The organism is Pseudomonas sp. FDAARGOS_380 (assembly GCF_002591235.1).
Taxonomy (GTDB): domain Bacteria; phylum Pseudomonadota; class Gammaproteobacteria; order Pseudomonadales; family Pseudomonadaceae; genus Aquipseudomonas; species Aquipseudomonas salmasensis.
Genome location: NZ_CP023969.1, coordinates 3,684,644 through 3,708,296, shown reverse-complemented (window position 1 = coordinate 3,708,296; position 23,653 = coordinate 3,684,644). Strand labels below are relative to the sequence as shown.

Below are 23,653 nucleotides of genomic sequence, written 5' to 3'. Positions count from 1 at the left end.
AGGTCGCCGTTTTTTCAGTATCACTTAGCCGCGTTGATCGGCTTTTCCGGATACCACACGTCCAGCAACGGGCTGACTTCAGCCTTGGTCAGCTCGGAACGGGTTTTCAGCCAGGCTTCGACCGCAGCACGCTGCTCTTCGGAGACCGAGCCACGCTTCTGCAGGCAAACCAGACCGTAGTCATCGCCGCCCACATAGCCCAGGCCGTTGGCTTCCATGGCTTCTTTGATGAATGCTTCGAGGAAAGCGTCGATAGCTTCTTCACTCAGGCCTTCGTTGAAGTCCAGGTTCAGTTCGAAACCCAGCTCTTGAAATTCATCAACGCACAGTTTTTTGCGCAGACGCTGGGAACGGTTAGTCGCCATTGGAACAATCCTCATAAGTATTAACGGGCGGCACTTTAGCAGTTTAAGGCGGCAATTGCCCGACTCTCTGGGACCGACGTGCAAATGCGCGCAAAAAAACCACGATTAGCAGCTATCGTTCAGCTACACGTGGCGCCAGCTTGGGGCATAATGCCGACACTTTCGTGACCACTGAGGGATTTTCTTCCATACCCCTCGCCTTTTTCACCCTCCTCAGCAGTAGGGTTTTATTTCTTATGATCAAATCTTTGCGTTCAGTGTTACTTGCCAGTGTTGTCTTGCCCCTGGCCTTTTCCGTTTGCGCCGCGCCCGTCAATAACACCCTGCCACCCAGCGTTGCCCAGGCCTTGCAGAAGGCCAAGCTGCAAAATACCGCGCTATCCCTGGTGATGCTGCCCCTGAACGGCCCTGGTACCCCTACGGTTTTCAACGCCGACGTCTCGGTGAACCCGGCCTCCACCATGAAGCTGGTCACCACTTACGCGGCCCTGGAAATGCTCGGCCCCAACCATCAGTGGAAGACCGAGTTCTACACCGATGGCACCCTCAGCGGCGGCGTGTTGCGCGGCAACCTGTACCTCAAGGGCGGCGGCGACCCCAAGCTGAACATGGAAAAACTCTGGCTGCTGATGCGCGACCTGCGCGCCAATGGTGTGCAGCAAGTCACCGGCGACCTGGTGCTGGACCGCAACTTCTTCAACCAGCCGCAATTGCCCGAGTTCAACGACGACGGCAACGATGAGAACAAGCCATTCCTGGTCAAGCCCGACGCCTTGCTGGTCAACCTCAAGGCCCTACGCTTTGTAACCCGCAATGATTCAGGGCGGGTGATCGTGTCGGTCGAGCCGCCGATTGCCAGCATTCGCATCGACAACCAGGTGAAAGTCACCAACGCCAAACAGTGCACCGGTGACGTGCGCTACAGCCCGGTGACCGCCGCCGACGGCAGCGTGACCGTGACCGTCAGCGGCCAACTGGGTGATGGCTGCAGCTCGCAGACCTACCTGTCGCTGCTCGACCACGCCACCTACACCGCAGGCGCCGTGCGGGCGATCTGGAAGGAGTTGGGCGGCACCATCCAGGGCCGTGATATCCAGGCACCGGTGCCCAAGGATGCCAAAGTCCTGGCTCGCGCCTTCTCACCGGACCTGGCGGAGATCATCCGCGACATCAACAAATACAGTAACAACACCATGGCCCAGCAGTTGTTCCTGAGCCTGGGTGCACAGTTTCGCAACGATGCCGATGGCGACGATGCCAAGGCTGCGCAACGTGTCGTGCGCCAGTGGCTGGCCAAGAAAGGCATCACCGCGCCGCACCTTGTGATGGAAAACGGCTCCGGCCTGTCCCGCGCCGAACGGGTCAGCGCCCGCGAGATGGCGGCCATGCTGCAAGCCGCGTGGAAAAGCCCTTATGCCGCTGAGTACATCAGCTCGATGCCGATCGCCGGCACCGACGGCACCATGCGTAAACGCCTGAAAACCACCGCCCTGCGCGGCGAAGCCCATGTGAAGACCGGCACCTTGAACACCGTACGCGCCATCGCCGGCTACAGCCGCGACAACAATGGCAATACCTGGGCGGTAGTGGCGATTCTCAACGACTCCAAGCCGTGGGGAGCCTCGTCGGTGCTGGATCAGGTGCTGCTGGACCTGTATCGCCAGCCGAAGGCCGTTGCCGCCGCGCCGATCCTCTAAAGCCTCCCTCTGATCGTTCCCACGCTCTGCGTGGGAATGCATCCTGAGACGCTCCGCGTCAAGCCTTGAGCGCGGACGCAGAGCGTCCAAAACAGCATTCCCACGCAGAGCGTGGGAACGATCATCAACGATCAGCGCGTCTCAGCGACCACACACCTGCACCCGATCTCTGCCCGCCTGCTTGGCCACGTACACCGCCGAATCCGCGCGCAGCAGCAAGCCATCGATACCTTCGTCGAGCCGCCAACTGGCCACGCCGAAGCTGGCGGTGACCACCCCCACCGGTTCCATCGCCGCATCGCGCAGCGACTGCCACAACTGCATCGCCAGGCTGTAGGCCTGGGCGCCATCGGTGTTGGGGCACAGCACCACAAACTCTTCCCCGCCGATCCGGCAAAATACATCGGTGCGGCGCAAGCGTTGGCCGATACGCTTGCACAACTCCTGCAGCACGCCGTCGCCCACGGCATGGCCGTGCTGATCGTTGATGCGCTTGAAGTGGTCGATATCGAGCATGATCAACGACAGCGCGCCAGACATACGGTTGAGCCGGAGCATTTCGCCCTTGAGGCGATCCTGGAAATAGCGACGGTTATAGATCCCTGTCAGGGAGTCGGTGATGGACAGTGCACGCAGTTCTTCCTCGACCCGTTTGAGATCAGAAATATCCGACACATAACCGTGCCAAAGCGTACCGCCGCCCGGTAACTCTTCCGGCGTCGCTTCGCCGCGAATCCAGCGCAGGCCTCGCTGGGGTAATTGCACGCGGTATTCTTCGCGCCAATGGCTCAGTTGCAACGCAGACAGGCGTATCGACGCACGTACGCGCTCCAGGTCCAAAGGATGAATGCGCTCCAGCACCTTGCCCGCATCCTGCTGCAACACGCCCAGCTCGATTTCATAGATATCGCGCATGCCTTCGCTGGCATAGATGAAACGCCAGGTGTCCTGGGGCTCCAGGGTGAACTGGAAGATCCCACCCGGCACGTGGGCGCTGAGTTTTTTCAGCAGGCGGTCGCGTACGGCAAGGGCCTCATAGGCACGCTTTTGCTCGGTGACATCCAGGTAAATCGCCAGGTGCCCGACCCACAGGCCATGGTCATCCAAGAGCACGGTCGGCAACATGTTGACCGTCAGTTGGCTGCCATCCTTGCGCACCAGCGTCCACTCACGGCCTTCATGTTGACTGTCCGGGCTCTCCACCAGCATCGCCTGGCTCGCGGGGATGCGCTTGCCCAGCGCCCTGCTCAACGGCTCAGCGCGGGCGTCGAGTTCCATGGCTACGTGCAGACGGTCCAAGGTCATATGCCCCAGCACCTCCGCGGCCGTAAAGCCCAGCATCTGTTCGGCACCAGCATTGAAGGTGTTGATCACGCCGCGCAGGTCCGTGGCAATGATCGCCACTTGAGTCGCCGCATTCAGCACGCTGCGCAATTGCCCATGGGCGCCACGCAACTCCTGCTCACGGGCGCGCAATTGCACGGTGCGTTGCTCCACCAGTTTCAGTGCGCGTTGGCGCTGGCTCACCAGCATGTAAAGCAGCGCACTGAGCAAGGCGCTGAGCAGCACGCCCATCGCCAGAATGGTGTGCATCGAAGAATGGTTGGCCCTGTCGAACACTTCGCTGGCGCTCAGGCTCAGGGCGTAGACATGATCGCCCAGGGTTAGGCGGCGCGCAGCCGTCAAGCCACTGCTGCCCAAGGCGTTGCTGGAGGCATACAACACCCGTTGCTGGGTGTCGGAGGTGTCTACGATCTGCATCACCAGGTTGTCCCGGTTGGGCCTGGGCAACCCCTCGGCTACCAGCTGACGCATGCTGATCACCGCCATCACATAGCCGTAGGGCTCGGCACCTGGGAGTTTACTCACGGGCGCCACCAACAACACGCCTGCGGCATAAGCGGGTTCCACCCCCACCAACTGCATGGGTTGCGACACCGCCAACTGGCCGCTTTGTTGCGCACGCTCCAGGGCTGAGCGACGCAGGGGTTGGGCCAGCAGATCAAAGCCCAGCGGCGAGCCCAGCAGACTTTGTGTCTGGCTGTACAGCACCGGTACGTATTCATCGCGTTCGGCCGCTGGCGCCAACTCACCTGCAGTATTCAGTTCGCGGATACTGAAGGGAATGCCGCGCTGGCGAGAAATGTCCTGCTCAAACAGGCTGCGCTGCGTGCGAAATATCCGTGGCGCCCAGGCATAGGCACGGGCATGCAACAACAGCGGTTTGGCGAAACCGTCGAACTCGGCGCGGGACACCTCGCCGGAATTGACGAAGAAACGCTGCAAGCTGCCCAGGCGTTGCTCCTGGTCTTCAAAACGTTCCTGGATGCGGGTGTAGCGCTCGTTGACCAGCAACTGGAACCGCTGGCGCACCTGTTGCTGATATAAGTCGGATGCCGCCCACGCGACAACCACCGTCAGCGCGCTACCGATTAATAACACCACCAATGCCACCAGCCAAGCCGATGCCTGCTCACTGATAAAACCAAGGATTTTCGGGCGAACGACTTGCATCGGCATAGGCAACACTCACAGCGCCAGTGTGCGGGGGTGTCACTTTGGCTAGGGCTTAAGTTATAGCCATCGGCAGGGTGTTTGACCAGCGTAAAACCGTCACGGACTTATTGTGGGCGAGGGAGCAAGCTCCCTCGCCACAGAGGCTTACTGTAGGAGCGAGCTTGCTCGCGAAAAACTCACAGGCACCGCGTTCATCCAGGATATCCGCGGTATCGTTGACGATCTTCGCGAGCAAGCTCGCTCCTACAGGGGAAAATCAGCGGGCGGTGATTTTCCAGGCGCGGTGGATCTTGGCATTGCGCGCAAAATCCGGGTCGATGGTCTTGTCGCTGATTTCCTCGACCGCATAGCGTTCGCTGAGGTTGTCTTCCAGCTGGAACTTGCGAAAGTTGTTGGAGAAGTACAGCACGCCACCCGGCGCCAGGCGCGCCATGGCCAGGTCGAGCAACTGCACATGGTCACGCTGCACGTCGAAGATGCCTTCCATGCGCTTGGAGTTGGAGAAGGTCGGCGGGTCGATGAAGATCATGTCGAATTCATCGCGGCTCGCGTCCAGCCACGCCATCACGTCACCCTGTTCCAGGCGGTTCTTGTCGGAAAAGCCGTTGAGGGAGAAGTTGCGACGCGCCCAGTCCAGGTAGGTCTTGGACAGGTCGACGCTGGTGGTGCTGCGCGCGCCGCCCTTGGCAGCATGCACACTGGCGGTGGCGGTGTAGCAATACAAATTGAGGAAACGCTTGCCCGCCGCTTCCTTCTGAATGCGCATGCGCATCGGGCGGTGGTCGAGGAACAGGCCGGTGTCCAGGTAATCGGTGAGGTTGACCAGCAACTTAACGCCGCCTTCGCTGACCTCGGTGAATTTACCTTGGGCACTCTGACGCTCGTATTGCTTGGTGCCGCTCTGACGCTCACGGCGCTTGACCACTACACGGCTCTTGTCGACGTTCAGTGCCTGGGGAATGGCCGCCAGGGCATCGAACATGCGGGCCGAGGCTTTTTCCGGGTCGATGGATTTTGGCGCGGCGTATTCCTGCACATGCACCCAATCGTGGTACAGGTCGATGGCCATGGAGTACTCAGGCATGTCGGCGTCATACACACGGTAGCAATCCACGCCTTCGCGCTTGGCCCATTTGCCCAACAGCTTGAGGTTCTTCTGCAGGCGGTTGGCAAACATCTGCCCGCCTTCGCTCAAGCGCGCTTGCTCCACCACAGGGGCCGGGGCGGGTTTGATCGGGTTGCCGTTCTTGTTGTACTGACGCTCTGCCGGCTCGCTCGGGGCCTGGTCGTAAGCCGCTTGCTCACGTTCGGCCTGGCGCTGCTCCGGGGTACGGCGCTCGCCAGTGACAAACTGATCCGGGTTGACCTTGATCAGCAGCAACTTGCACGGCAATGCGCCGTTCCAGAACGAATACTGTTTGTGGCTACGGATACCCATGCGCTTGCCCAGGTCCGGCGCGCCGGTAAACACCGCCGCTTCCCAGCCCATGCAGGCCTGACGCAGACGCTCACCGAGGTTCTGGTAGAGGTACAACAGGCTGGCTTCATCACCCAAGCGCTCGCCGTACGGCGGGTTGCAGATGACCAGGCCTTTCTGGTTCTGGTCCGGGCGCGGCTCGAACGTACCGACTTCGCCCTGGTACACCTTGATCCAATGACTCAGCCCGGCGCGCTCGATGTTATTGCGCGCAGGCTGGATCAAGCGTGGGTCGGCTTCATAGCCACGCACCCACAGCGGCGGCTTGTTCATGCCGATGGCGGCACGCTCAGTGGCTTCTGCGTGCAGTTTTTTCCACAGCGCCGGGACGTGGCCCAGCCAGGTAGTGAACCCCCAGAGTTCACGGTTGAGGTTGGGGGCCATGTCGGCGGCGATCATCGCGCCCTCGACCAGGAAGGTACCCACACCGCACATCGGGTCGGTGAGTGCGCCGCCTTCGGCTGCAATACGCGGCCAGCCGGCGCGGATCAGGATCGCCGCCGCCAGGTTTTCCTTCAGCGGTGCCGCGCCCTGCTGCAGGCGGTAGCCGCGCTGGTGCAGGCTGTGGCCGGAGAGGTCCAGGGACAGGATGGCTTCGCCACGGTCCAGGCGCAGGTGAATGCGCAGGTCAGGGTTGATCTTGTCGATGGACGGACGTTCGCCGGTCGGGGTGCGCAGTTTGTCGACAATCGCATCCTTGACCTTCAGCGCGCCGAAGTGGGTGTTGTCGATGCCCGAGCCATGGCCGCTGAACTCCACCGCGAGGGTACCGTCGGGGACCATGTGGTCAGCCCATTCGATGTCCAGCACGCCGTGGTAAAGATCCTCGGCGTCCTTCATCGGGAAGCGCTTGAGCACCAGCAACACACGGTTGGCCAGGCGCGACCAGAGGCACAAGCGGTAGGCGGTTTCCATGTCGGCCATGCCGCGCACGGCCGAGGTGTGCTCGCGGGCTTCCTCAAGGCCAAGCCCGACGGCTTCCTCGATCAGCAGGCCTTCGAGGCCCTTGGGGCAGGTGAGGAAGAGTTCAAAACGGTCCGACATGGGGCATTCCAGGCTTTTCAGCAATAAGTGAACAGGCGACGCATCGCCGGTTCGGTTTTCAATCAAGCACTTTTCTCGAAGAGTGCTCGCGTGGCACGAATGTGCCGTTCCACCCCGTCTGGCGGGCTCTTGAGCCTTTATGGGCGAGGCAGAAGAAGAATGTTGCGCAACAAAAAGAAATATTCCGACCCTTCGTCGAATAATAACCGACTGCAACAGGCGGGCATTCTCACTAAGGAATTAAACCTTTCCTCTTTGCAGGGCACATCATAGCTGGCTTTGCCCTAAAAAAGGGGCGAATAACCAGCCCAGCTTATGGCTATAGCATCGTTATCGTTACGTGCTTATGACAAAACGATCATTGAATACATGTGACCTATTGGTTAGAACTCAACACAGGTTGGCGCCGTAACGGTGCCAACACATCGGCTCGCCACGCCGGCAGCGAGCCCACCAACGGCAGAAAAACTCTGCCCGGCCTTGGACAAGGCCGAAGGATATCTAGACAGTCAACAAGTGAGGGAAACACCCTATGAGAAGACTTAAGCGTGATCCGTTGGAAAGAGCATTTTTACGCGGATATCAATATGGCGTTCATGGAAAATCCCGTGAGCTTTGCCCATTTACTCTACCGTCGGTACGCCAAGCCTGGATCAACGGCTGGCGAGAAGGACGCGGCGACAACTGGGACGGTATGACTGGCACTGCGGGCATCCACAGACTCAACGAACTTCACGCCGTCGGCTAATCAGGGGATCTATCTAATTGCGACACACACATCTTTGATTTTGTAACGACTTAACCACGCGCGCCCCATCCGGGCGGCGGGCTTCGGCCCAGGGGCTCCTTCATGGAGCCCTTTTTATTGCCTGCTCAGCGCAAGGCAGCGATGGCATCCACCGACTGGCGAATCAGCGCCGGCCCCTTATAGATAAAGCCTGAGTACAACTGCACCAGGCTGGCGCCGGCTGCGATCTTCTCAGCCGCGTGTTTGCCTTCGGTGATACCGCCCACCGCGATGATCGGCAAACGCCCAGCCAACTCGGCCGCCAGCACCTTGACGATATGGGTGCTCTTGTCACGCACCGGCGCGCCCGACAGGCCGCCCGCCTCGTCACCATGGGCCAGGCCTTCGACGCCCACGCGGCTGAGGGTGGTGTTGGTCGCAATCACCGCATCCATCCCTGAATCCACCAGGGCCTGGGCCACCAGTACGGTTTCTTCATCGCTCATGTCCGGCGCGATCTTGATAGCCAGGGGCACACGCTTGCCGTGACGCACGGCCAGGTCTTCCTGGCGCTGGCGCAAGGCTTCGAGCAGTTGCTTGAGGGAATCACCAAATTGCAGGCTGCGCAGGCCCGGGGTGTTGGGCGAGCTGACGTTGACGGTGACATAGCTGGCGTGGGCGTAGACCTTGTCCAGGCAAATCAGGTAGTCATCCACGGCACGCTCCACTGGCGTGTCAAAGTTCTTGCCGATGTTGATACCCAGGATGCCGGTGTATTTCGCCGCCTGAACCCGCGACAGCAGATGGTCGACCCCGAGGTTGTTGAAGCCCATGCGATTGATGATCGCCTCCGCTTCCGGCAGGCGGAAAATGCGCGGCTTGGGGTTGCCCGGTTGCGGACGCGGCGTCACGGTGCCGATTTCGACAAAGCCGAAACCCAACTGCGCAAACCCGTCGATGGCCGCGCCGTTCTTGTCCAGGCCGGCTGCCAGCCCGACCGGGTTGGGGAAGTTCAACCCCATCACCGACACCGGCACTTTCGCCGGTGCCTTGCATACCAGGCCATTGAGCCCCAGGCGGCCACCGGCACCGATCAGGTCCAGGGACAGATCGTGGGAGGTTTCCGGGGAGAGTTTGAACAACAGCTGGCGGGCCAGGGTATACATGGGCGGGCTAGACTCGGATGGCGACAAAAGGTGGCGCTGATTATAGCCAGGGTGGCGGCCTGCATGCGAGGCGTGCCACCTGATCTCATTGACGTTGCGCCGTCAACGCCTCATAACGCACCCAGATCCTTTCGGCGTAGCGCAGACGCAATGCCTCACGCTGTGGCCCGGGCCCCGGCCCCACGTTGTAAGCCCCCACCGCCGTCCAGTTGTAGCCAAACCGCTGGATGAATTCGGCAAGAATCGAGGCGCCTACTTCCACCGACAGGCAAGGCTCGCTCAACAGCCGTTCTTCGGTAATGCCCTGCTTGAGCAAGCGCGGCAAGTGGATGCTGTTGATTTGCATCAAGCCGATATCCCGCGTGCCATTGCGGTTGGTGTAGTTCATCGCTTGCGCCCGGTAACCCGATTCGACCGAGGCGATAGCTTGCAGCAATTCCGGCTCAAGGTCGTAGCGGCTGGCCGCCTCTTCCCAGCAAAAGGCCCAGGCCTGGCTGCTGCCCATCAATACCCCGACCACCAGGCCTTTGCCCCATGCCTTAACCCTGGACATTGCTGGCCTGACCACAGACGGCGCACACGTGTGCCACTGCCCTGGGTTGATCACCTGTGCGCACCGGGCAGGTAAAGCGATAGCCCTTGCCATAAATCGTCTTGATAAAGCCTTTGTCGGCTCTCAAGTGCTTGCGCAGGGAATAAATACACCGCGTGAGTGACTCTTCGGCCACTTCGCCCCGAGGCCAGGCCAGTTCCAGCAAACGGTCCTTGGTCATCAGCGCGCCACCGGAGGCCAGCAGCAACCGCAGCACGTGCCCCTCCTTGGGAGGCAACTGAATATCCGCCTCCACGCCCGTCAACCGGCCGTCGCCATGCAAGGTCCAACGCGCGAAAACCAGGGACGTCGTCGTTTCATCCGTCACGACGGCCATACGCACCTCTGTAGTCGACTACTGACATTCAAATCCTTATTGTGTGACCAGCTCATCTGCCATGGGCACGACTATAAAAAACCGTCTCGAAGACCCGCGTTAGGAAAAAACCCATTCATTCGCCTTTTTTTGGCCACTGCCGGTCAGACAATTCGCTAACGCCCCCTTATCGCGGCAACCACTCCTGAAACGTCTCCTGCAATTCAACCCCTAGCCGATCCTCCAACTGCACCAACTCTCCCACTGCCATCAGTTGTCCATTGACCCGCACCTCCACACAGCGGGTGACGCCTGGGTCCAAGGGCAGCACCTTCCCCGGTGCGAATGCGGCCAAACGCTTGCGGCTGATCAGTTGCTCCTGCAGCAATATTTCCAGGTGCATGGACAAACGCCTTATTCAGGGGGAAAACTCAGGGTCCGCTCCCAGGAACGCACGTCGCACACGCTCGTGTTGCGCGGCGCTCAACTGAGGTGGGCCAATCCAGGGCAGTCCGTCGCCACCTACGCCAGCCTGCCCTGGCGAGGCCTCATCCAGCGGCTGGGCGACATCCAGCTCGGCCACCAGTTTTTCGATAACCTTCACTTGGGCGGGAGGGCCCTTGATCAACAGACTGTTGGTATCCGGATAGGCCATCACCGCAAGGCGGCCATCGGCCAGTTGGTCCTTCTGCGCCGGGGATAGCCGAGCTTCGAGCATGGAGGCCATGCCCGGTACCTGGACCTTGTTGGCTCCCGCGCCCTGCAGGTGATCGTCCACGAGGACATTGATCACTTTCACCACGCCAAATACCGGGGCGCGCTCTGGCACCTTGCGAGGGGGTCGGTCCATCCGTTGGGCGAGACGCAACACCTGGTCGACATAGCTGGAAGGGCCGGTTACATAGAACGTACGCCCGCCGTGTTCACGCAGTGGGTAACGCGGCTCATCCAGCCCCGCACGGCGCATGATGCCGCGCAGCTTACTGACGGAAATATGCCGCAGCACCACCGCCGAGCTTCTCGTGTCGTCGAAAGCGTAGAGCTGCAACACCTCGCCACAGGCCGTGCGACTGCCCAGCAACAGCGCGGCGCACAGCAGCGCGCTGAACAGCCAGCGACAATTGAGGGTTGCGAGGTAATCAGCGTGCACCGTGGGTATGCCTGGCGGTCTGGTCTGAAGAAGCGGCCATACTGCGAGGCGCACGAGGATCAATCATGATGGAAAGTTGACGGACAACTGCGACGTCCTGCCCGTGGCATGTGCCTTGCTTTGCACTCTGGATCAGGCTCGCACCAACGGCGGCACGGGCCTACGGACAAAGGCGTCGTTCCCCTGCAATGGCCTATACGCCAACCTGGGAAACGGCGCTTTTTTTTCAGAAAAAGGCAGGTATTGATGAACGATCCGCTGGCTTGGGTAAACGGCAGCGATGCCCCGGAAAAGAGCAGCCTGGACCTGGGGTTCATGGCCCTGACCGATTGCGCCTCGCTGGTGGTCGCCGCCACCCAGGGCTTCGCCCAACCCTACGGCCTCACACTCAACCTCAAGCGCCAAGCGTCCTGGGCCAACCTGCGCGACAAGCTGGTCAGCGGTGAACTGGACGCTGCCCACAGTCTCTACGGGCTGATCTATGCCGTGCACCTGGGCATCGGCGGCGTCGCCCCCAGCCCCATGGCGGTGCTGATGGGGCTGAACCAGAATGGCCAGGGCATCAACCTGTCCCATGGCCTACAACAGCAAGGAGTGATCACTCCTGAAGCATTGAAACGCCACGTGCACCAAAGCCGGACAAAATTGACCTTCGCCCAGACGTTTCCCACCGGCACCCACGCCATGTGGTTGTATTACTGGCTGGCGAGCCAAGGCATTCATCCCTTGCAGGATGTGAACAGTGTAGTAGTGCCGCCGCCACAAATGGTCGCGCACCTGCAAGCCGGCCGCATCGACGGCCTTTGCGTGGGCGAACCCTGGTGCGCCAGCGCAGTGCAACAGCACCAGGGCTTTACCCTGGCGACCAGCCAGGCGATCTGGCCGGACCACCCGGAAAAAGTCCTGGGCTGCACCCAAGCCTTCGTTGACGCGTACCCCAATACCGCACGCGTGCTGGTCATGGCGATCCTGGAGGCCAGCCGGTTTATCGAGCAGAGCCGTGAAAACCGCCGCTCTACCGCCCAGTTGCTCAGTGCCCCTGAATACCTCGATGCGCCTGTGGCCTGCATCGAACCGCGCTTGCTGGGCCACTATGAGGATGGCCTGGGCAACCAGTGGCAGGATCCCCATGCGCTGCGCTTTTTCGCCGACGGCGAGGTGAACCTGCCTTACCTCAGCGATGGCATGTGGTTCATGACCCAGTTCCGGCGCTGGGGCTTGTTGCGTGAAGACCCGGACTACCTGGGCGTCGCCCGGCAGGTGCAGCAACTGGCGCTGTACCGCCAGGCGGCCGAGGCGCTGGGCATTCCCGCAGGCGACTCGGACATGCGCCGCAGCCAGTTGCTCGACGGCAAGACCTGGGACGGCAGCGACCCCGCTGGCTATGCGCGCAGCTTCCATCTGCATGCCCTGGCCGATGACACTAACCGTCAAGCGCTGCGCTGACAGGAGCCCGACGATGCTGCGAATCCTGTTGATCAACGACACCCCGCGTAAGGTCGGGCGCCTCAAGGCCGCATTGACCGAGGCCGGCTTTGAGGTGATCGATGAGTCCGGCTTGACTATCGACTTGCCCGCACGCGTCGAAACAGTGCGCCCGGATGTGATCCTGATCGATACCGAGTCACCCGGGCGCGATGTGATGGAGCAAGTGGTGCTGGTCAGCCGCGATCAGCCCCGGCCCATCGTGATGTTTACCGACGAGCACGACCCTAATGTGATGCGCCAGGCCATCAAGTCCGGCGTCAGTGCCTATATCGTCGAAGGCATCCAGGCCCAGCGCCTGCAACCGATCCTCGATGTGGCCATGGCGCGCTTCGAGAGTGACCAGGCCCTGCGCGCCCAGCTGCATGCCCGCGACCAGCAACTGGCCGAACGCAAGCGCATCGAATTGGCCAAGGGCCTGTTGATGAAGATGAAGAGCTGTAACGAAGAAGAGGCCTACACCCTGATGCGCCGCCAGGCCATGAGCCGTCAACAGAAACTGATCCAGGTGGCAGAGCAGATTATTGCCATGAGCGAGTTGCTCGGCTGATGTGGCTCAGCTCTTGCTAAAGAATTATCACAGGTAGCCAACGGCGGTTGCCCCCTCCACGACAAAGACGTCGCCCACCCGGTTTGCCCTCGCGAACCCGGTGGCGGCGTTTTTTCGTTTCTAGACCCCCAACCGTTGAGGTGCGTGATGAAATCAAGCTTCTGGAAATCCGGGCACACCCCGACCCTGTTTGCCGCGTTCCTGTATTTCGACCTGAGCTTCATGGTCTGGTACCTGTTGGGCCCCCTGGCGGTGCAGATTGCCGCTGACTTGCACCTGACCACCCAACAGCGAGGCCTGGTGGTGGCCACGCCGATCCTGGCGGGCGCGGTACTTCGCTTCTTGATGGGGATGCTGGCCGACAAGCTGTCGCCCAAGACCGCCGGGCTGATTGGCCAGGTGATTGTGATCGTGGCCCTGTTCTGCGCCTGGAAACTGGGGATCCACAGCTACGAACAAGCGTTGTTGCTGGGCATGTTCCTGGGCATGGCCGGCGCGTCCTTTGCGGTCGCCCTGCCCTTGGCGTCCCAGTGGTACCCGGCGGAGCACCAGGGCAAAGCCATGGGCATCGCCGGCGCCGGTAACTCCGGCACCGTGTTTGCCGCGCTGCTGGCGCCCGTGCTGGCGGCCGCGTTTGGTTGGAGCAACGTGTTCGGCTTTGCGCTGATCCCACTGGTGCTGACCCTGATCGTGTTCGCCTGGCTGGCGCGCAATGCCCCTCAGCGCCCGAAAGCCAAAGCCATGGCCGACTACTTCAAGGCCCTGGGCGACCGCGACAGTTGGTGGTTCATGTTCTTCTACAGCGTGACCTTCGGCGGGTTTATCGGCCTGGCCAGCGCCCTGCCCGGCTACTTCAACGACCAGTACGGCCTGAGCCCGGTGACTGCCGGCTACTACACCGCCGCCTGTGTGTTCGGCGGCAGCCTGATGCGCCCCTTGGGTGGCGCCCTGGCAGACCGGTTCGGCGGGATCAAGACTCTGCTCGGCATGTACAGCGTGGCGGTGATCTGCATTGCGGCAGTGGGGTTCAACCTGCCAAGTTCCTACGCGGCGCTGGCGCTTTTCGTCTGCACCATGCTCGGCCTGGGCGCCGGCAATGGCGCGGTATTCCAACTGGTGCCGCAGCGTTTTCGCAGTGAGATCGGCGTCATGACCGGCCTGATCGGCATGGCCGGTGGCATCGGCGGCTTCGCCCTCGCAGCGGGCATGGGCGCCATCAAGCAGAGCACCGGCAGCTATCAACTGGCCCTGTGGTTGTTCGCCAGCCTCGGTGTGCTGGCGTGGTTCGGCCTGCATGGGGTGAAGCGGCGCTGGAGAACCACCTGGGGTTCGGCCGCCGTGACCGCCGCCCGCGTCTGATGAGCTTACAACTGAGCGTCGCCCAGGCCAGTGCCATCGGCCCGCGCAGCGAGAACCAGGATGCGCTGCGGGTGGTCACGCCCATGGAGGAACTGGCCGCGAGCAAAGGCTACCTGTGCGCACTGGCCGATGGTGTGAGCCAATGCGCCGACGGTGGCCTGGCCGCACGCTCGACCTTACAGGCCCTGGCCCTGGACTACTACGCCACGCCACAGACCTGGAGCGTGGCCCAGGCGCTGGAGCGTCTGTTACTGGCGCAGAATCGCTGGTTGCAAGCCAACGGCGGTGGGCAGCCTTTGCTCACCACCCTCAGTGCCCTGGTGTTTCGCGGCCAACGTTTCACCCTGGCCCATGTCGGTGATTGCCGGGCGTATCGTTGGCTTGACGGCGAGTTGCAACGCATCAGCGAAGACCATGTGTGGGAACAGCCGGGCATGCAACATGTGCTCAAGCGCGCCCTCGGCCTGGATCAGCACCTGGTGCTGGACTTCCTCGATGGCCAACTGCGCGAGGGCGAAAGCTTCCTGCTGCTCAGCGACGGGGTATGGGCCACGCTGGGCGATCACAACATCGGCGCGATCCTGCGCGAGCAAAGCGACCTCGACCTGGCCGTCAACACCCTGGTCAACGCCGCCCACCTGGCGGGTAGCCAAGACAACGCCAGCGCCTTGCTGGTGCGCATCGATCAACTCGGCGCGGCCACCCTCGGCGACGCCCTGGTGCAGTTGCAGCAATGGCCACTGCCGCCACCGCTGAAAGTCGGGCAAACCTTTGAAGGCTGGCAGGTGCAAAGCGTGCTGGCGCAGAGTCGCCAGTCGTTGCTGTACCGCGTGCACGATGCCCAGGGGCAAGCCTGGCTGCTCAAGACCTTGCCGTTGCGTTGCGAGGATACCGATGCGGCCCAGGCCTTGTTATCGGAGGAATGGTTTCTGCGCCGGGTCGCCGGCCGCGCCTTTCCCGAGGTGCATGCCGCCAGCGGTCGTCAACATTTGTACTACGTGATGCGCGAATACGCCGGGCAAACCCTGGCCCAACTGTTCCAACAACAGGGCCCGCTGCCGTTGGCGCAATGGCAGTCGATTGCCGAACGCTTGCTGCGCGCCGTAGGCCTGCTGCATCGCCGGCAGATCCTGCACCGCGACATCAAGCCGGAAAACCTGCTGCTGGGAGAAGATGGCGAACTGCGGGTGCTGGACTTCGGCCTGGCCTATTGCCCCGGGCTCTCCGAGGACCGTGCCCACCTGCTGCCCGGCACCCCGAGTTTTATCGCGCCCGAGGCGTTCGCTGGCGAGCAGCCTACGGCACAACAGGATTTGTATAGCGTCGGCGTGACCTTGTATTACCTGCTGACCGGGCATTACCCCTACGGTGAAATCGAGGCCTTCCAACGGCCCAGGTTTTCCCAACCCGTCAGCGCCAGCCGTTATCGCCCCGACTTGCCAGAGTGGTTGCCACACAGCCTGGAACGGGCGGTGACCGCTGCCCCGGCCCAACGTTATGAAACCGCCGAAGAATGGCTGTTGGTGCTGGAGCAGGCCGACCGCCGCGAATTGAGCCTACGCCCACGGCCCTTGCTCGAACGCGAACCCTTGAAGGTCTGGCAAACCCTGGCGGTGGCTTCAATGCTGCTCAATCTGGTGCTGCTGTACTGGCTGCTGCACCACTAACGGGCAGAATCCGCCGGTTCTGCGTGTAAACGCTCAGTAAAACTGGGGCTATAGGGACTTGGCACAGCTGCTGCATTAGCTTTCCCAACACCCCACATATAGCCGCTCCTTCAACGACGAAGGGCCGAGCTTCCCGAGAGAACGGGACCAGGACAAAGGCGTCCTCGCTAGCTGACTAGCGGGGACGCCTTTTTTGTTTGCGCACGATTTGTCGAGCCATTGCGGAGAACGACATGAAAAAACTCAAACTGGTGATGATCGGCAACGGCATGGCCGGGGTTCGCACCCTGGAAGAACTGCTCAAGCTGAGCAACGAGCTGTACGACATCACCGTGTTCGGCGCCGAGCCTCACACCAACTACAACCGCATCCTGCTGTCGCCGGTACTGGCCGGTGAGCAAACCTTCGAAGAGATCGTGCTCAACGATCTGGATTGGTACCTGAACAACAACGTCAAGTTGCTGCTCAACCGCAAGGTGGTGCAGATCGACCGGGTCAAGCGCAAAGTCATCGCCGAAGACGGCACCGAGGCCGAGTATGATCGCCTGCTGATCGCCACCGGTTCCACGCCGTTTATCCTGCCGATTCCCGGCAATACCCTGCAGGGCGTGATTGGCTACCGCGACATCGCCGACACCCAGGCGATGATCGACACCGCCAAGACCCACAAGCATGCAGTGGTGATCGGCGGCGGCCTGCTCGGCCTGGAAGCGGCCAACGGCCTGATGCTGCGCGGCATGCACGTGACGGTAGTGCACATCGGTGAATGGCTGCTGGAGCGGCAACTGGACAAGACCAGCGGCCAGCTACTGCAAACCGAGCTGGAGAGCCGCGGCCTGGTGTTTCGCCTGTGCGAGCAAACCCAGGCCCTGCACGATGCCGGCAACGGCCGCGTCGGCTCGGTGCAGTTCAAAAATGGCGACATCATCCCCGCCGACCTGGTGGTGATGGCCGCCGGCATCCGCCCCAATACCGAACTCGCGGAAAATTCCGGCATCCCCTGCAACCGTGGGATCCTGGTCAACGACACCATGCAAACCTACGACCCGCGCATCTACGCCATCGGTGAATGCGCCAGCCATCGCGGCATCGCCTATGGCCTGGTGGCGCCCTTGTTCGAACAGGCCAAGGTCTGCGCCAACCACCTGGCCCAACTGGGGTTTGCCACTTACAAGGGCTCGGTGACCTCGACAAAACTGAAAGTCACCGGCATCGACCTGTTCTCCGCCGGCGACTTCATGGGCGGCGAAGGCACCGAGACCATCACCCTCTCCGACCCGATTGGCGGCGTGTACAAGAAGCTGGTGATCAAGGACGACATCCTGGTCGGCGCCTGCCTGTACGGCGATACCGCCGATGGCGGCTGGTATTTCCGCCAGATCCGTGAGAACCACGCCATCGGTGAAATCCGCGATCACCTGATGTTCGGTGAAAATGCACTCGGCGATGTCGGCCACCAAGGCCAGGACAAAGCCATGAGCATGGCCGACAGCGCCGAAGTCTGCGGCTGCAATGGCGTGTGCAAGGGCACCATCGTCAAGGCGATCCAGGAACAAGGGCTGTTCAGTGTCGATGAGGTGAAAAAACACACCAAGGCCGCCAGTTCCTGCGGTTCCTGTGCCGGGTTGGTCGAGCAGATCCTGATCAACACCGTGGGCGGCGCCGCCGACGTCAAACCCAAAAGTGAAAAAGCCATCTGCGGCTGCAGCGACCTCAACCACGGGCAGATCCGCCAGGCCATTCGCGAGCAGCACCTGCTGACCATCGACAGCACCCTGCGCTACTTGAACTGGCGCACCCCCAATGGCTGCGCCACCTGCCGCCCGGCGCTCAACTATTACCTGATCTCCACCTGGCCCGGCGAAGCCAAGGACGACCCGCAATCGCGGCTGATCAACGAACGGGCCCACGCCAATATTCAAAAAGACGGCACCTATTCTGTGGTGCCACGGATGTGGGGCGGCGTGACCAATCCTTCGGAGCTGCGCCGCATCGCCGATGTGGCCGACAAGTACAACGTGCCGATGGTCAAGGTCACCGGCGGCCAGCGCATTGACTTGCTCGGTATCAAGAAGCAGGACTTGCCAGGGGTATGGAAGGACCTGGATATGCCGTCCGGGCATGCCTATGGCAAATCCATCCGCACCGTCAAAACCTGTGTGGGCAGCGAGTTCTGCCGGTTTGGCACGCAGAACTCGACGCAACTGGGCATTGAGCTGGAGCATGACCTGTTCAATATGTGGTCGCCCCACAAGGTCAAGTTGGCGGTGTCCGGGTGCCCACGCAACTGCTCGGAAGCGGGCATCAAGGATGTGGGCATTATCGGTGTCGACTCGGGCTGGGAGATGTACATCGGCGGCAACGGCGGGATCAAGACAGAAGTTGCGGAGTTCTTCGTCAAGGTGAAAACCGCCGAGGAAGTACGTGAATACAACGGCGCGTTCCTGCAGTTGTACCGCGAAGAAGCCTTCTACCTGGAACGCACCGTGCACTACCTGCAGCGAGTGGGCATGGAACATATCAAAAAGGCCGTGCTGGAAGACCCGGCGCGCCGCCAGGCCCTCAATGAGCGTTTGCAGTTCTCGTTGTCATTCGAGCAGGACCCGTGGAAGGAACGCCTGGAACAGCCGCTGCTGAAAAAGGAATTCGACGTGATCCCTGTCAAACACCTGGAGGTCTCGCTATGAACTGGCTGGATATCTGCGCCCTCGACGAAATCAACGCCCTGGGCTCGCGCATCATCAGCGGGCCCAAAGGTGACATCGCGATTTTTCGCACCAGTGACGACGAAGTCTTTGCCCTCGACGACCGCTGCCCGCACAAGGGCGGGCCGCTGTCCCAAGGCTTGATCTATGGCAAGCGTGTGGCCTGCCCATTGCACAATTGGCAGATCGACCTTGAGTCCGGCCAAGCCCAGGCCCCGGATATCGGCTGTGCCCACCATCATCAGGCCCGGGTCGAAAACGGCCGGGTGATGCTGGCCCTACGGGACGCGGGTTGATGAACCGCCAGACCACCGCGTCCACCTGCTGTTATTGCGGGGTGGGCTGCGGCGTGCTGATCGAGCATGACGGCGAACAGATCCTGGGGGTGCAAGGCGACCCCAGCCATCCGGCCAACTTCGGCAAGTTGTGCAGCAAAGGCGCCAGCCTGCACCTGACCGGCGACTTGAGCGCCCGTGCGCTTTACCCGCAATTACGCTTGGGCAAAGCACTGGCACGCACCCGCACCGACTGGGACACCGCCCTGGAACACGCGGCCAACGTGTTCGCCGATACCATTGCCGAACACGGGCCCGACAGCGTGGCGTTCTATATCTCCGGGCAACTGCTGACCGAGGACTACTACAGCTTCAACAAGTTGGCGCGGGCGTTGGTGGGCACCAACAATATCGACAGCAACTCTAGGCTATGCATGTCTTCGGCGGTGGTCGGCTACAAGCGCAGCCTGGGCGCCGATGCGCCGCCGTGCAGCTATGAAGACCTGGAAAACAGCGACTGCGTAATGATCGTCGGCAGCAATATGGCCTACGCCCACCCGGTATTGTTCCGACGCCTGGAGCAAGCCAAGGCGCAACGCCCGCAGATGAAAGTGCTGGTGATTGACCCTCGGCGTACCGACACCTGCGATTTGGCCGACCTGCACTTGGCCATCTTGCCGGGCACGGATGTGGCGTTGTTCCACGGGATTTTGCATCTGTTGCTGTGGGAAGACTGGGTGGACCGCGCGTTTATCCAGGCCCACACCGATGGCCTGGCCGAACTCAAGCGCCTGGTGCATGACTACACGCCGCAGATGGTCACGCAGCTGTGCGGTATCAGCGTCGAACAGTTGCGCCTGTGCGCGCAGTGGGTCGGCACCTCCAGCAGCTTTTTGTCGCTGTGGTGCATGGGGCTTAACCAGTCCACCGCTGGCAGCGCCAAAAACAGTGCGCTGATCAACCTGCATTTAGCCACGGGGACCATTGGCCGGCAGGGCTGCGGGCCTTTTTCCCTCACCGGCCAACCGAACGCCATGGGTGGGCGCGAAACCGGCAGCCTGTCCAACTTGCTGCCGGGCCACCGCGACGCGGCCAACCCTGAACACCGCGCTGAAGTGGCGGCCTATTGGGGCGTGGAACAACTGCCCGCGACCACCGGCCTTACCGCCATCGAACTGTTTGAACAGGTGCAGGCTGGCAAGATCAAGGCGTTGTGGATCGCCTGTACCAACCCAGCCCAATCGCTGCCCGACCAGAACGCGGTGCGCGCAGCCTTGGCCGCGTGTCCGTTCGTGGTGTTGCAGGAAGCATTTCATACCACCGAAACCGCCGCCTATGCCGACCTGCTACTGCCCGCCGCCAGTTGGGGTGAAAAAGACGGCACGGTGACCAATTCCGAGCGGCGTATTTCCCACGTGCGCCGCGCCATCAGCCCACCGGGTGAAGCACGCGCGGACTGGGCGATCACGGTGGATTTCGCCCAACGCCTGGAGCGCCGTCTGCGTCCGGGGTTGCCGAGCCTGTTCGCCTTTGAACAAGCGGCCCAGCTGTTTGATGAATTCAAGCCACTGACTCAAGGCCGTGACCTGGATATGTCCGGCATCAGCCATGCCCTGCTCGACCGGCTCGGCCCGCAGCAGTGGCCGTTTCCCGAGGGTGCGCAGGCGGGTACGTCGCGCTTGTACACCGACGGTATTTTCCCCACTGACAGTGGGCGGGCGCGGTTTGTCGCCGAGCCTTATCGCGCCGCCAAGGAACAGCGCGATGCGCGATTCCCGTTGACCCTGATCACTGGTCGCCTGCGTGATCAATGGCACGGCATGAGCCGCACCGGCACCGCCGCCCAGCTGTTCGGGCACGTCAGTGAGGCGCTGCTGAGCCTGCACCCGGACGAGCTGCGCCGTCACCGTTTCAAAGAGGGTGACCTGGTCAGCCTGAAAAGCCGTCGCGGCAGCGTGATCGTCGCGGTGGGCAGCGATGACAGTGTGCGCCCCGGCCAAGCGTTCCTGCCCATGCACTGGGGCGACCGTTTTCTCAAGGGCGGCGTTAATACCCTCACGCAACCGGCGTTCGACCCTTTGTCCAAGCAGCCGGAGCTCAAGCACAGCGGCGTGCGCCTGGAAGCAGTGCAACTGCCATGGCAGCTGTTTGCGCTGATCGAAGGCGATGTGCAGCAGCACTTCGAAGCCTTGCGCCCACTGTGTGAAACCTTTGCCTACGTCAGCCTGAGCCTGGCTGGCCGTGAACGCCCCGCGTTGCTGGTGCGCGCCGCGCATACCGAGGCGCCCGACCTGCAACTGTTGACCCGCATCGACCACCTGCTGGGCCTCAACGACGGCCCGGTAATGGCCTATGACGACCCCCGCCGCTCAATCGGCAAGCGCGTAAAAATCGAGAAAGGCCGCATCACCGCCCTGCGCCTGGCCGGCGAAACCCTGGCCCGTCACTGGCTGCAAAGCCTGTGGCTGGAAGGACGCGCCGACGAGCAACTGCGGCGCTGGTTGCTGGCGCCCTTGAGCGCGCCACCGGGCGGTACCACGGCCAGCAACAAGATTGTGTGCAACTGCAAGAACGTCAGCGAAAACGCCGTGTGTGCCGGTATCGGCAGCGGCCTGGACCTGGATGGCCTCAAACAGGCACTGGGCTGCGGCACCCAATGCGGCTCCTGCGTGCCGGAAATCAAACGTCTTTTGGCCAGCAACCCGCAGCCAATCGCCATCAGTGTGTAAGGGGAACAACATGAGCGCAAAAGTATGGCTGGTAGGCGCAGGGCCGGGTGATCCGGAGTTGCTGACCCTCAAGGCGGTCCGGGCTCTGCATGCAGCGGATATTGTGCTGATTGATGACTTGGTCAACCCGGCAGTACTGGAACACTGCGCCAGCGCCCGGGTGATTACCGTTGGCAAGCGTGGGGGCTGTCGCTCCACCCCGCAGGAGTTTATTCACCGCCTGATGCTGCGTTATGCGCGCCAGGGCAAGTGCGTGGTACGCCTCAAAGGTGGCGACCCGTGTATTTTTGGCCGCGGTGGCGAAGAGGCAACCTGGCTGCGCGAGCGTGGCGTCGAGGTGGAATTGGTCAATGGCATCACCTCAGGGCTGGCCGGGGCGACCCAGTGCGATATCCCGTTGACCTTGCGTGGCGTAAGCCGTGGAGTGACCTTGGTCACCGCGCATACCCAGGATGACAGCAGCCTGAACTGGCGTGCGCTGGCGGAGGGAGGCACCACGCTGGTGGTGTATATGGGCGTGGCCAAGCTAGAAGAAATCCGCGAGCAGTTACTCAACGGTGGCATGGCTGCGGATATGCCGGTGGCAATGATCGAAAACGCTTCGTTGCCCCAGCAACGCGAATGCCGCAGCTCCCTGGCGGCCATGCATGAAGCTGCAACAGCCTTTGCGCTCAAGAGCCCGGCCATCCTGGTGATTGGCCAGGTTGCCGGCGCCGCACAGATGGATGGCATCGCCGCTGCGGCAAGCGCCTGAGGCAAATCGCAGGCGAAAAAAAGCCCGGCCTGAGCCGGGCTTTTCTTTACTCAGTAATTACTGAGCTTGAGCTTCAACCGACGCTTCTACGCGACGGTTAACAGCGCGACCAGCTTCAGTTGCGTTGTCAGCAACTGGGCGGGATTCGCCGTAACCAACAGCAGTTACACGGTTAGGAGCAACGCCGTCTTTAACCAGGACTTGCTTAACAGCGTCAGCACGACGCTGGGACAGCTTCTGGTTGTAAGCGTCTGGACCTACGGAGTCAGTGTGACCAGCAACTTCTACGTTGGTAGCTGGGTACTGAGCCATGAAGTCGGCCAGGTTTTTAACGTCGCCGTAGCTGTTAGGCTTAACAACGGCCTTGTCGAAGTCGAACTTAACGTCCAGCTCAACACGAACAACCTGAGCAACCGGAGCCTCTGGCTCTGGAACTGGCTCTGGAGCTGGTGCTGGGGTAGGAGCTGGAGCAGCTGCGCCAGCGTTACCGCCGAAGTTCACGCCCAGGCCAACCAGTGCGGAGTAGTCCCACTTGCCGTTGTCCAGACCGTAGTCAGCTTCAACACCAGCACGAGCGTACAGGTTGTTGGTGAAGTAGTACTTCACGCCGGTACCGATGGTAGCGAAAGTGGTCTGGTCGCGACCGCTGTGGCCGTCAACCTTAACGTTGGTACGGCTCTGGTGGCCGAAACCGCCTTCAACGTATGGACGCAGGCTATCAACGCCAGCCTGACCGAAGTGGTACTGAGCAACGAGGCTGCCAGTGTCACCTTTGATCTTCTGGTTGCCAGTGCCGTCGTTCGAACGGGTGTGGTTGGTCTTGTCGTACGACAGATTCAACGACAGATCGTCGGTCAGGAAGTAACCAATGCGAGCGCCTGGGTTGAAGCCGTCTTCGATGTGCTTAACGCTATCGTTGTACTGCTTCTTGTAGAACAGCTCGCCTTCAACTGCGCCTTGGCCTTGTGCCAGAACGCCGAAAGAAGTAGCGGCAATAAGAGAACCAATGGCCAAGCCCAAGGTGTTTTTCAGTTTCATCCGTTAAATCCCCATCTGGTGATTGTAAAGCAGTCCCACA

19 protein-coding genes are annotated in these 23,653 nt (G+C 61.5%); 10 read left to right on the top strand and 9 right to left on the bottom strand.

The genetic code is table 11. The features are described from left to right. Positions 1-20 precede the first annotated feature (20 nt). Positions 21-365, bottom strand: a complete 345-nt coding sequence (locus CRN80_RS17385) for a YggL family protein (RefSeq protein WP_003193255.1) — start codon at positions 363-365, stop codon at positions 21-23. A 236-nt stretch (positions 366-601) separates the two neighbouring features. Between CRN80_RS17385 and dacB the strand changes: the two genes are divergently transcribed. Continuing rightward, complete coding sequence (dacB, locus tag CRN80_RS17380; RefSeq protein WP_032895812.1) at positions 602-2,062, top strand: D-alanyl-D-alanine carboxypeptidase/D-alanyl-D-alanine-endopeptidase; 1,461 nt, start codon at positions 602-604, stop codon at positions 2,060-2,062. A gap of 141 nt (positions 2,063-2,203) precedes the next feature. Here the strand turns inward: dacB and CRN80_RS17375 are convergent, their stop codons facing one another. Together CRN80_RS17375 and rlmKL are read right to left on the bottom strand one after the other, a co-directional pair. Beyond that, positions 2,204-4,582 (bottom strand): diguanylate cyclase, encoded by a 2,379-nt coding sequence (locus tag CRN80_RS17375; protein ID WP_098950667.1) that lies wholly within the window; start codon positions 4,580-4,582, stop codon positions 2,204-2,206. Between the two features lie 253 nt (positions 4,583-4,835). Further along, complete coding sequence (gene rlmKL / locus CRN80_RS17365) at positions 4,836-7,100, bottom strand: bifunctional 23S rRNA (guanine(2069)-N(7))-methyltransferase RlmK/23S rRNA (guanine(2445)-N(2))-methyltransferase RlmL (protein WP_032895809.1); 2,265 nt, start codon at positions 7,098-7,100, stop codon at positions 4,836-4,838. Positions 7,101-7,632: 532 nt separating this feature from the next. On the opposite strand from rlmKL, the gene rmf reads away from it, so the two are divergent. Beyond that, on the top strand, positions 7,633-7,848 hold the full coding sequence (gene rmf / locus CRN80_RS17360) for a ribosome modulation factor (protein WP_002553055.1): 216 nt from the start codon (positions 7,633-7,635) through the stop codon (positions 7,846-7,848). A 125-nt stretch (positions 7,849-7,973) separates the two neighbouring features. On the opposite strand, the gene CRN80_RS17355 is transcribed toward rmf, so the two are convergent. The 5 genes from CRN80_RS17355 to CRN80_RS17335 form a co-directional block, all read right to left on the bottom strand. Continuing rightward, positions 7,974-8,993, bottom strand: a complete 1,020-nt coding sequence (locus CRN80_RS17355; protein ID WP_003193260.1) for a quinone-dependent dihydroorotate dehydrogenase — start codon at positions 8,991-8,993, stop codon at positions 7,974-7,976. A gap of 85 nt (positions 8,994-9,078) precedes the next feature. Continuing rightward, positions 9,079-9,546: a transglycosylase SLT domain-containing protein gene (locus CRN80_RS17350; RefSeq protein ID WP_032895808.1), complete on the bottom strand. Its 468-nt coding sequence runs from the start codon at positions 9,544-9,546 to the stop codon at positions 9,079-9,081. Beyond that, positions 9,533-9,922, bottom strand: a complete 390-nt coding sequence (locus CRN80_RS17345; RefSeq protein WP_044275094.1) for a winged helix-turn-helix domain-containing protein — start codon at positions 9,920-9,922, stop codon at positions 9,533-9,535. Before CRN80_RS17345 ends, CRN80_RS17350 begins: the two co-directional genes overlap by 14 nt. A 166-nt stretch (positions 9,923-10,088) precedes the next feature. Further along, complete coding sequence (locus CRN80_RS17340) at positions 10,089-10,304, bottom strand: FliM/FliN family flagellar motor switch protein (RefSeq protein ID WP_003193267.1); 216 nt, start codon at positions 10,302-10,304, stop codon at positions 10,089-10,091. Positions 10,305-10,319: 15 nt separating this feature from the next. Next, the gene (locus CRN80_RS17335; RefSeq protein ID WP_098950666.1) at positions 10,320-11,051 is read right to left on the bottom strand and encodes a secretin N-terminal domain-containing protein; all 732 of its coding nucleotides are present in this window, start codon (positions 11,049-11,051) and stop codon (positions 10,320-10,322) included. Between the two features lie 246 nt (positions 11,052-11,297). Here CRN80_RS17335 and CRN80_RS17330 point away from each other — a divergent pair, with 246 nt between their 5' ends. From CRN80_RS17330 to cobA, 8 genes are all read left to right on the top strand, one after another. Beyond that, entirely contained in the window at positions 11,298-12,497 is a 1,200-nt protein-coding gene (locus tag CRN80_RS17330; RefSeq protein ID WP_032895805.1) for a CmpA/NrtA family ABC transporter substrate-binding protein, read from the top strand. Between the two features lie 13 nt (positions 12,498-12,510). Beyond that, positions 12,511-13,086, top strand: coding sequence for an ANTAR domain-containing response regulator (locus CRN80_RS17325; protein ID WP_003193274.1), 576 nt, complete (start codon positions 12,511-12,513; stop codon positions 13,084-13,086). 147 nt (positions 13,087-13,233) lie between these two features. Further along, a complete protein-coding gene (locus CRN80_RS17320; protein ID WP_003193275.1) occupies positions 13,234-14,445 on the top strand; it encodes a NarK/NasA family nitrate transporter in 1,212 nt (403 codons plus the stop codon). After that, positions 14,445-16,112: a bifunctional protein-serine/threonine kinase/phosphatase gene (locus tag CRN80_RS17315; RefSeq protein ID WP_098950665.1), complete on the top strand. Its 1,668-nt coding sequence runs from the start codon at positions 14,445-14,447 to the stop codon at positions 16,110-16,112. Before CRN80_RS17320 ends, CRN80_RS17315 begins: the two co-directional genes overlap by 1 nt. Positions 16,113-16,345: 233 nt before the next feature. Next, positions 16,346-18,799 (top strand): nitrite reductase large subunit NirB, encoded by a 2,454-nt coding sequence (gene nirB / locus CRN80_RS17310; RefSeq protein WP_032895803.1) that lies wholly within the window; start codon positions 16,346-16,348, stop codon positions 18,797-18,799. Further along, the gene (gene nirD, locus CRN80_RS17305) at positions 18,796-19,113 is read left to right on the top strand and encodes a nitrite reductase small subunit NirD (RefSeq protein WP_003193279.1); all 318 of its coding nucleotides are present in this window, start codon (positions 18,796-18,798) and stop codon (positions 19,111-19,113) included. The genes nirB and nirD overlap by 4 nt, the downstream gene beginning before the upstream one ends. Beyond that, complete coding sequence (locus CRN80_RS17300; protein WP_032895802.1) at positions 19,113-21,821, top strand: nitrate reductase; 2,709 nt, start codon at positions 19,113-19,115, stop codon at positions 21,819-21,821. The genes nirD and CRN80_RS17300 overlap by 1 nt, the downstream gene beginning before the upstream one ends. A 10-nt stretch (positions 21,822-21,831) precedes the next feature. After that, positions 21,832-22,575 (top strand): uroporphyrinogen-III C-methyltransferase, encoded by a 744-nt coding sequence (gene cobA / locus CRN80_RS17295; protein WP_098950664.1) that lies wholly within the window; start codon positions 21,832-21,834, stop codon positions 22,573-22,575. Between the two features lie 57 nt (positions 22,576-22,632). Here cobA and CRN80_RS17290 read toward each other — a convergent pair whose 3' ends face one another. Beyond that, on the bottom strand, positions 22,633-23,613 hold the full coding sequence (locus CRN80_RS17290; protein ID WP_032895800.1) for an OmpA family protein: 981 nt from the start codon (positions 23,611-23,613) through the stop codon (positions 22,633-22,635). Between the last annotated feature and the right edge of the window lie 40 nt (positions 23,614-23,653).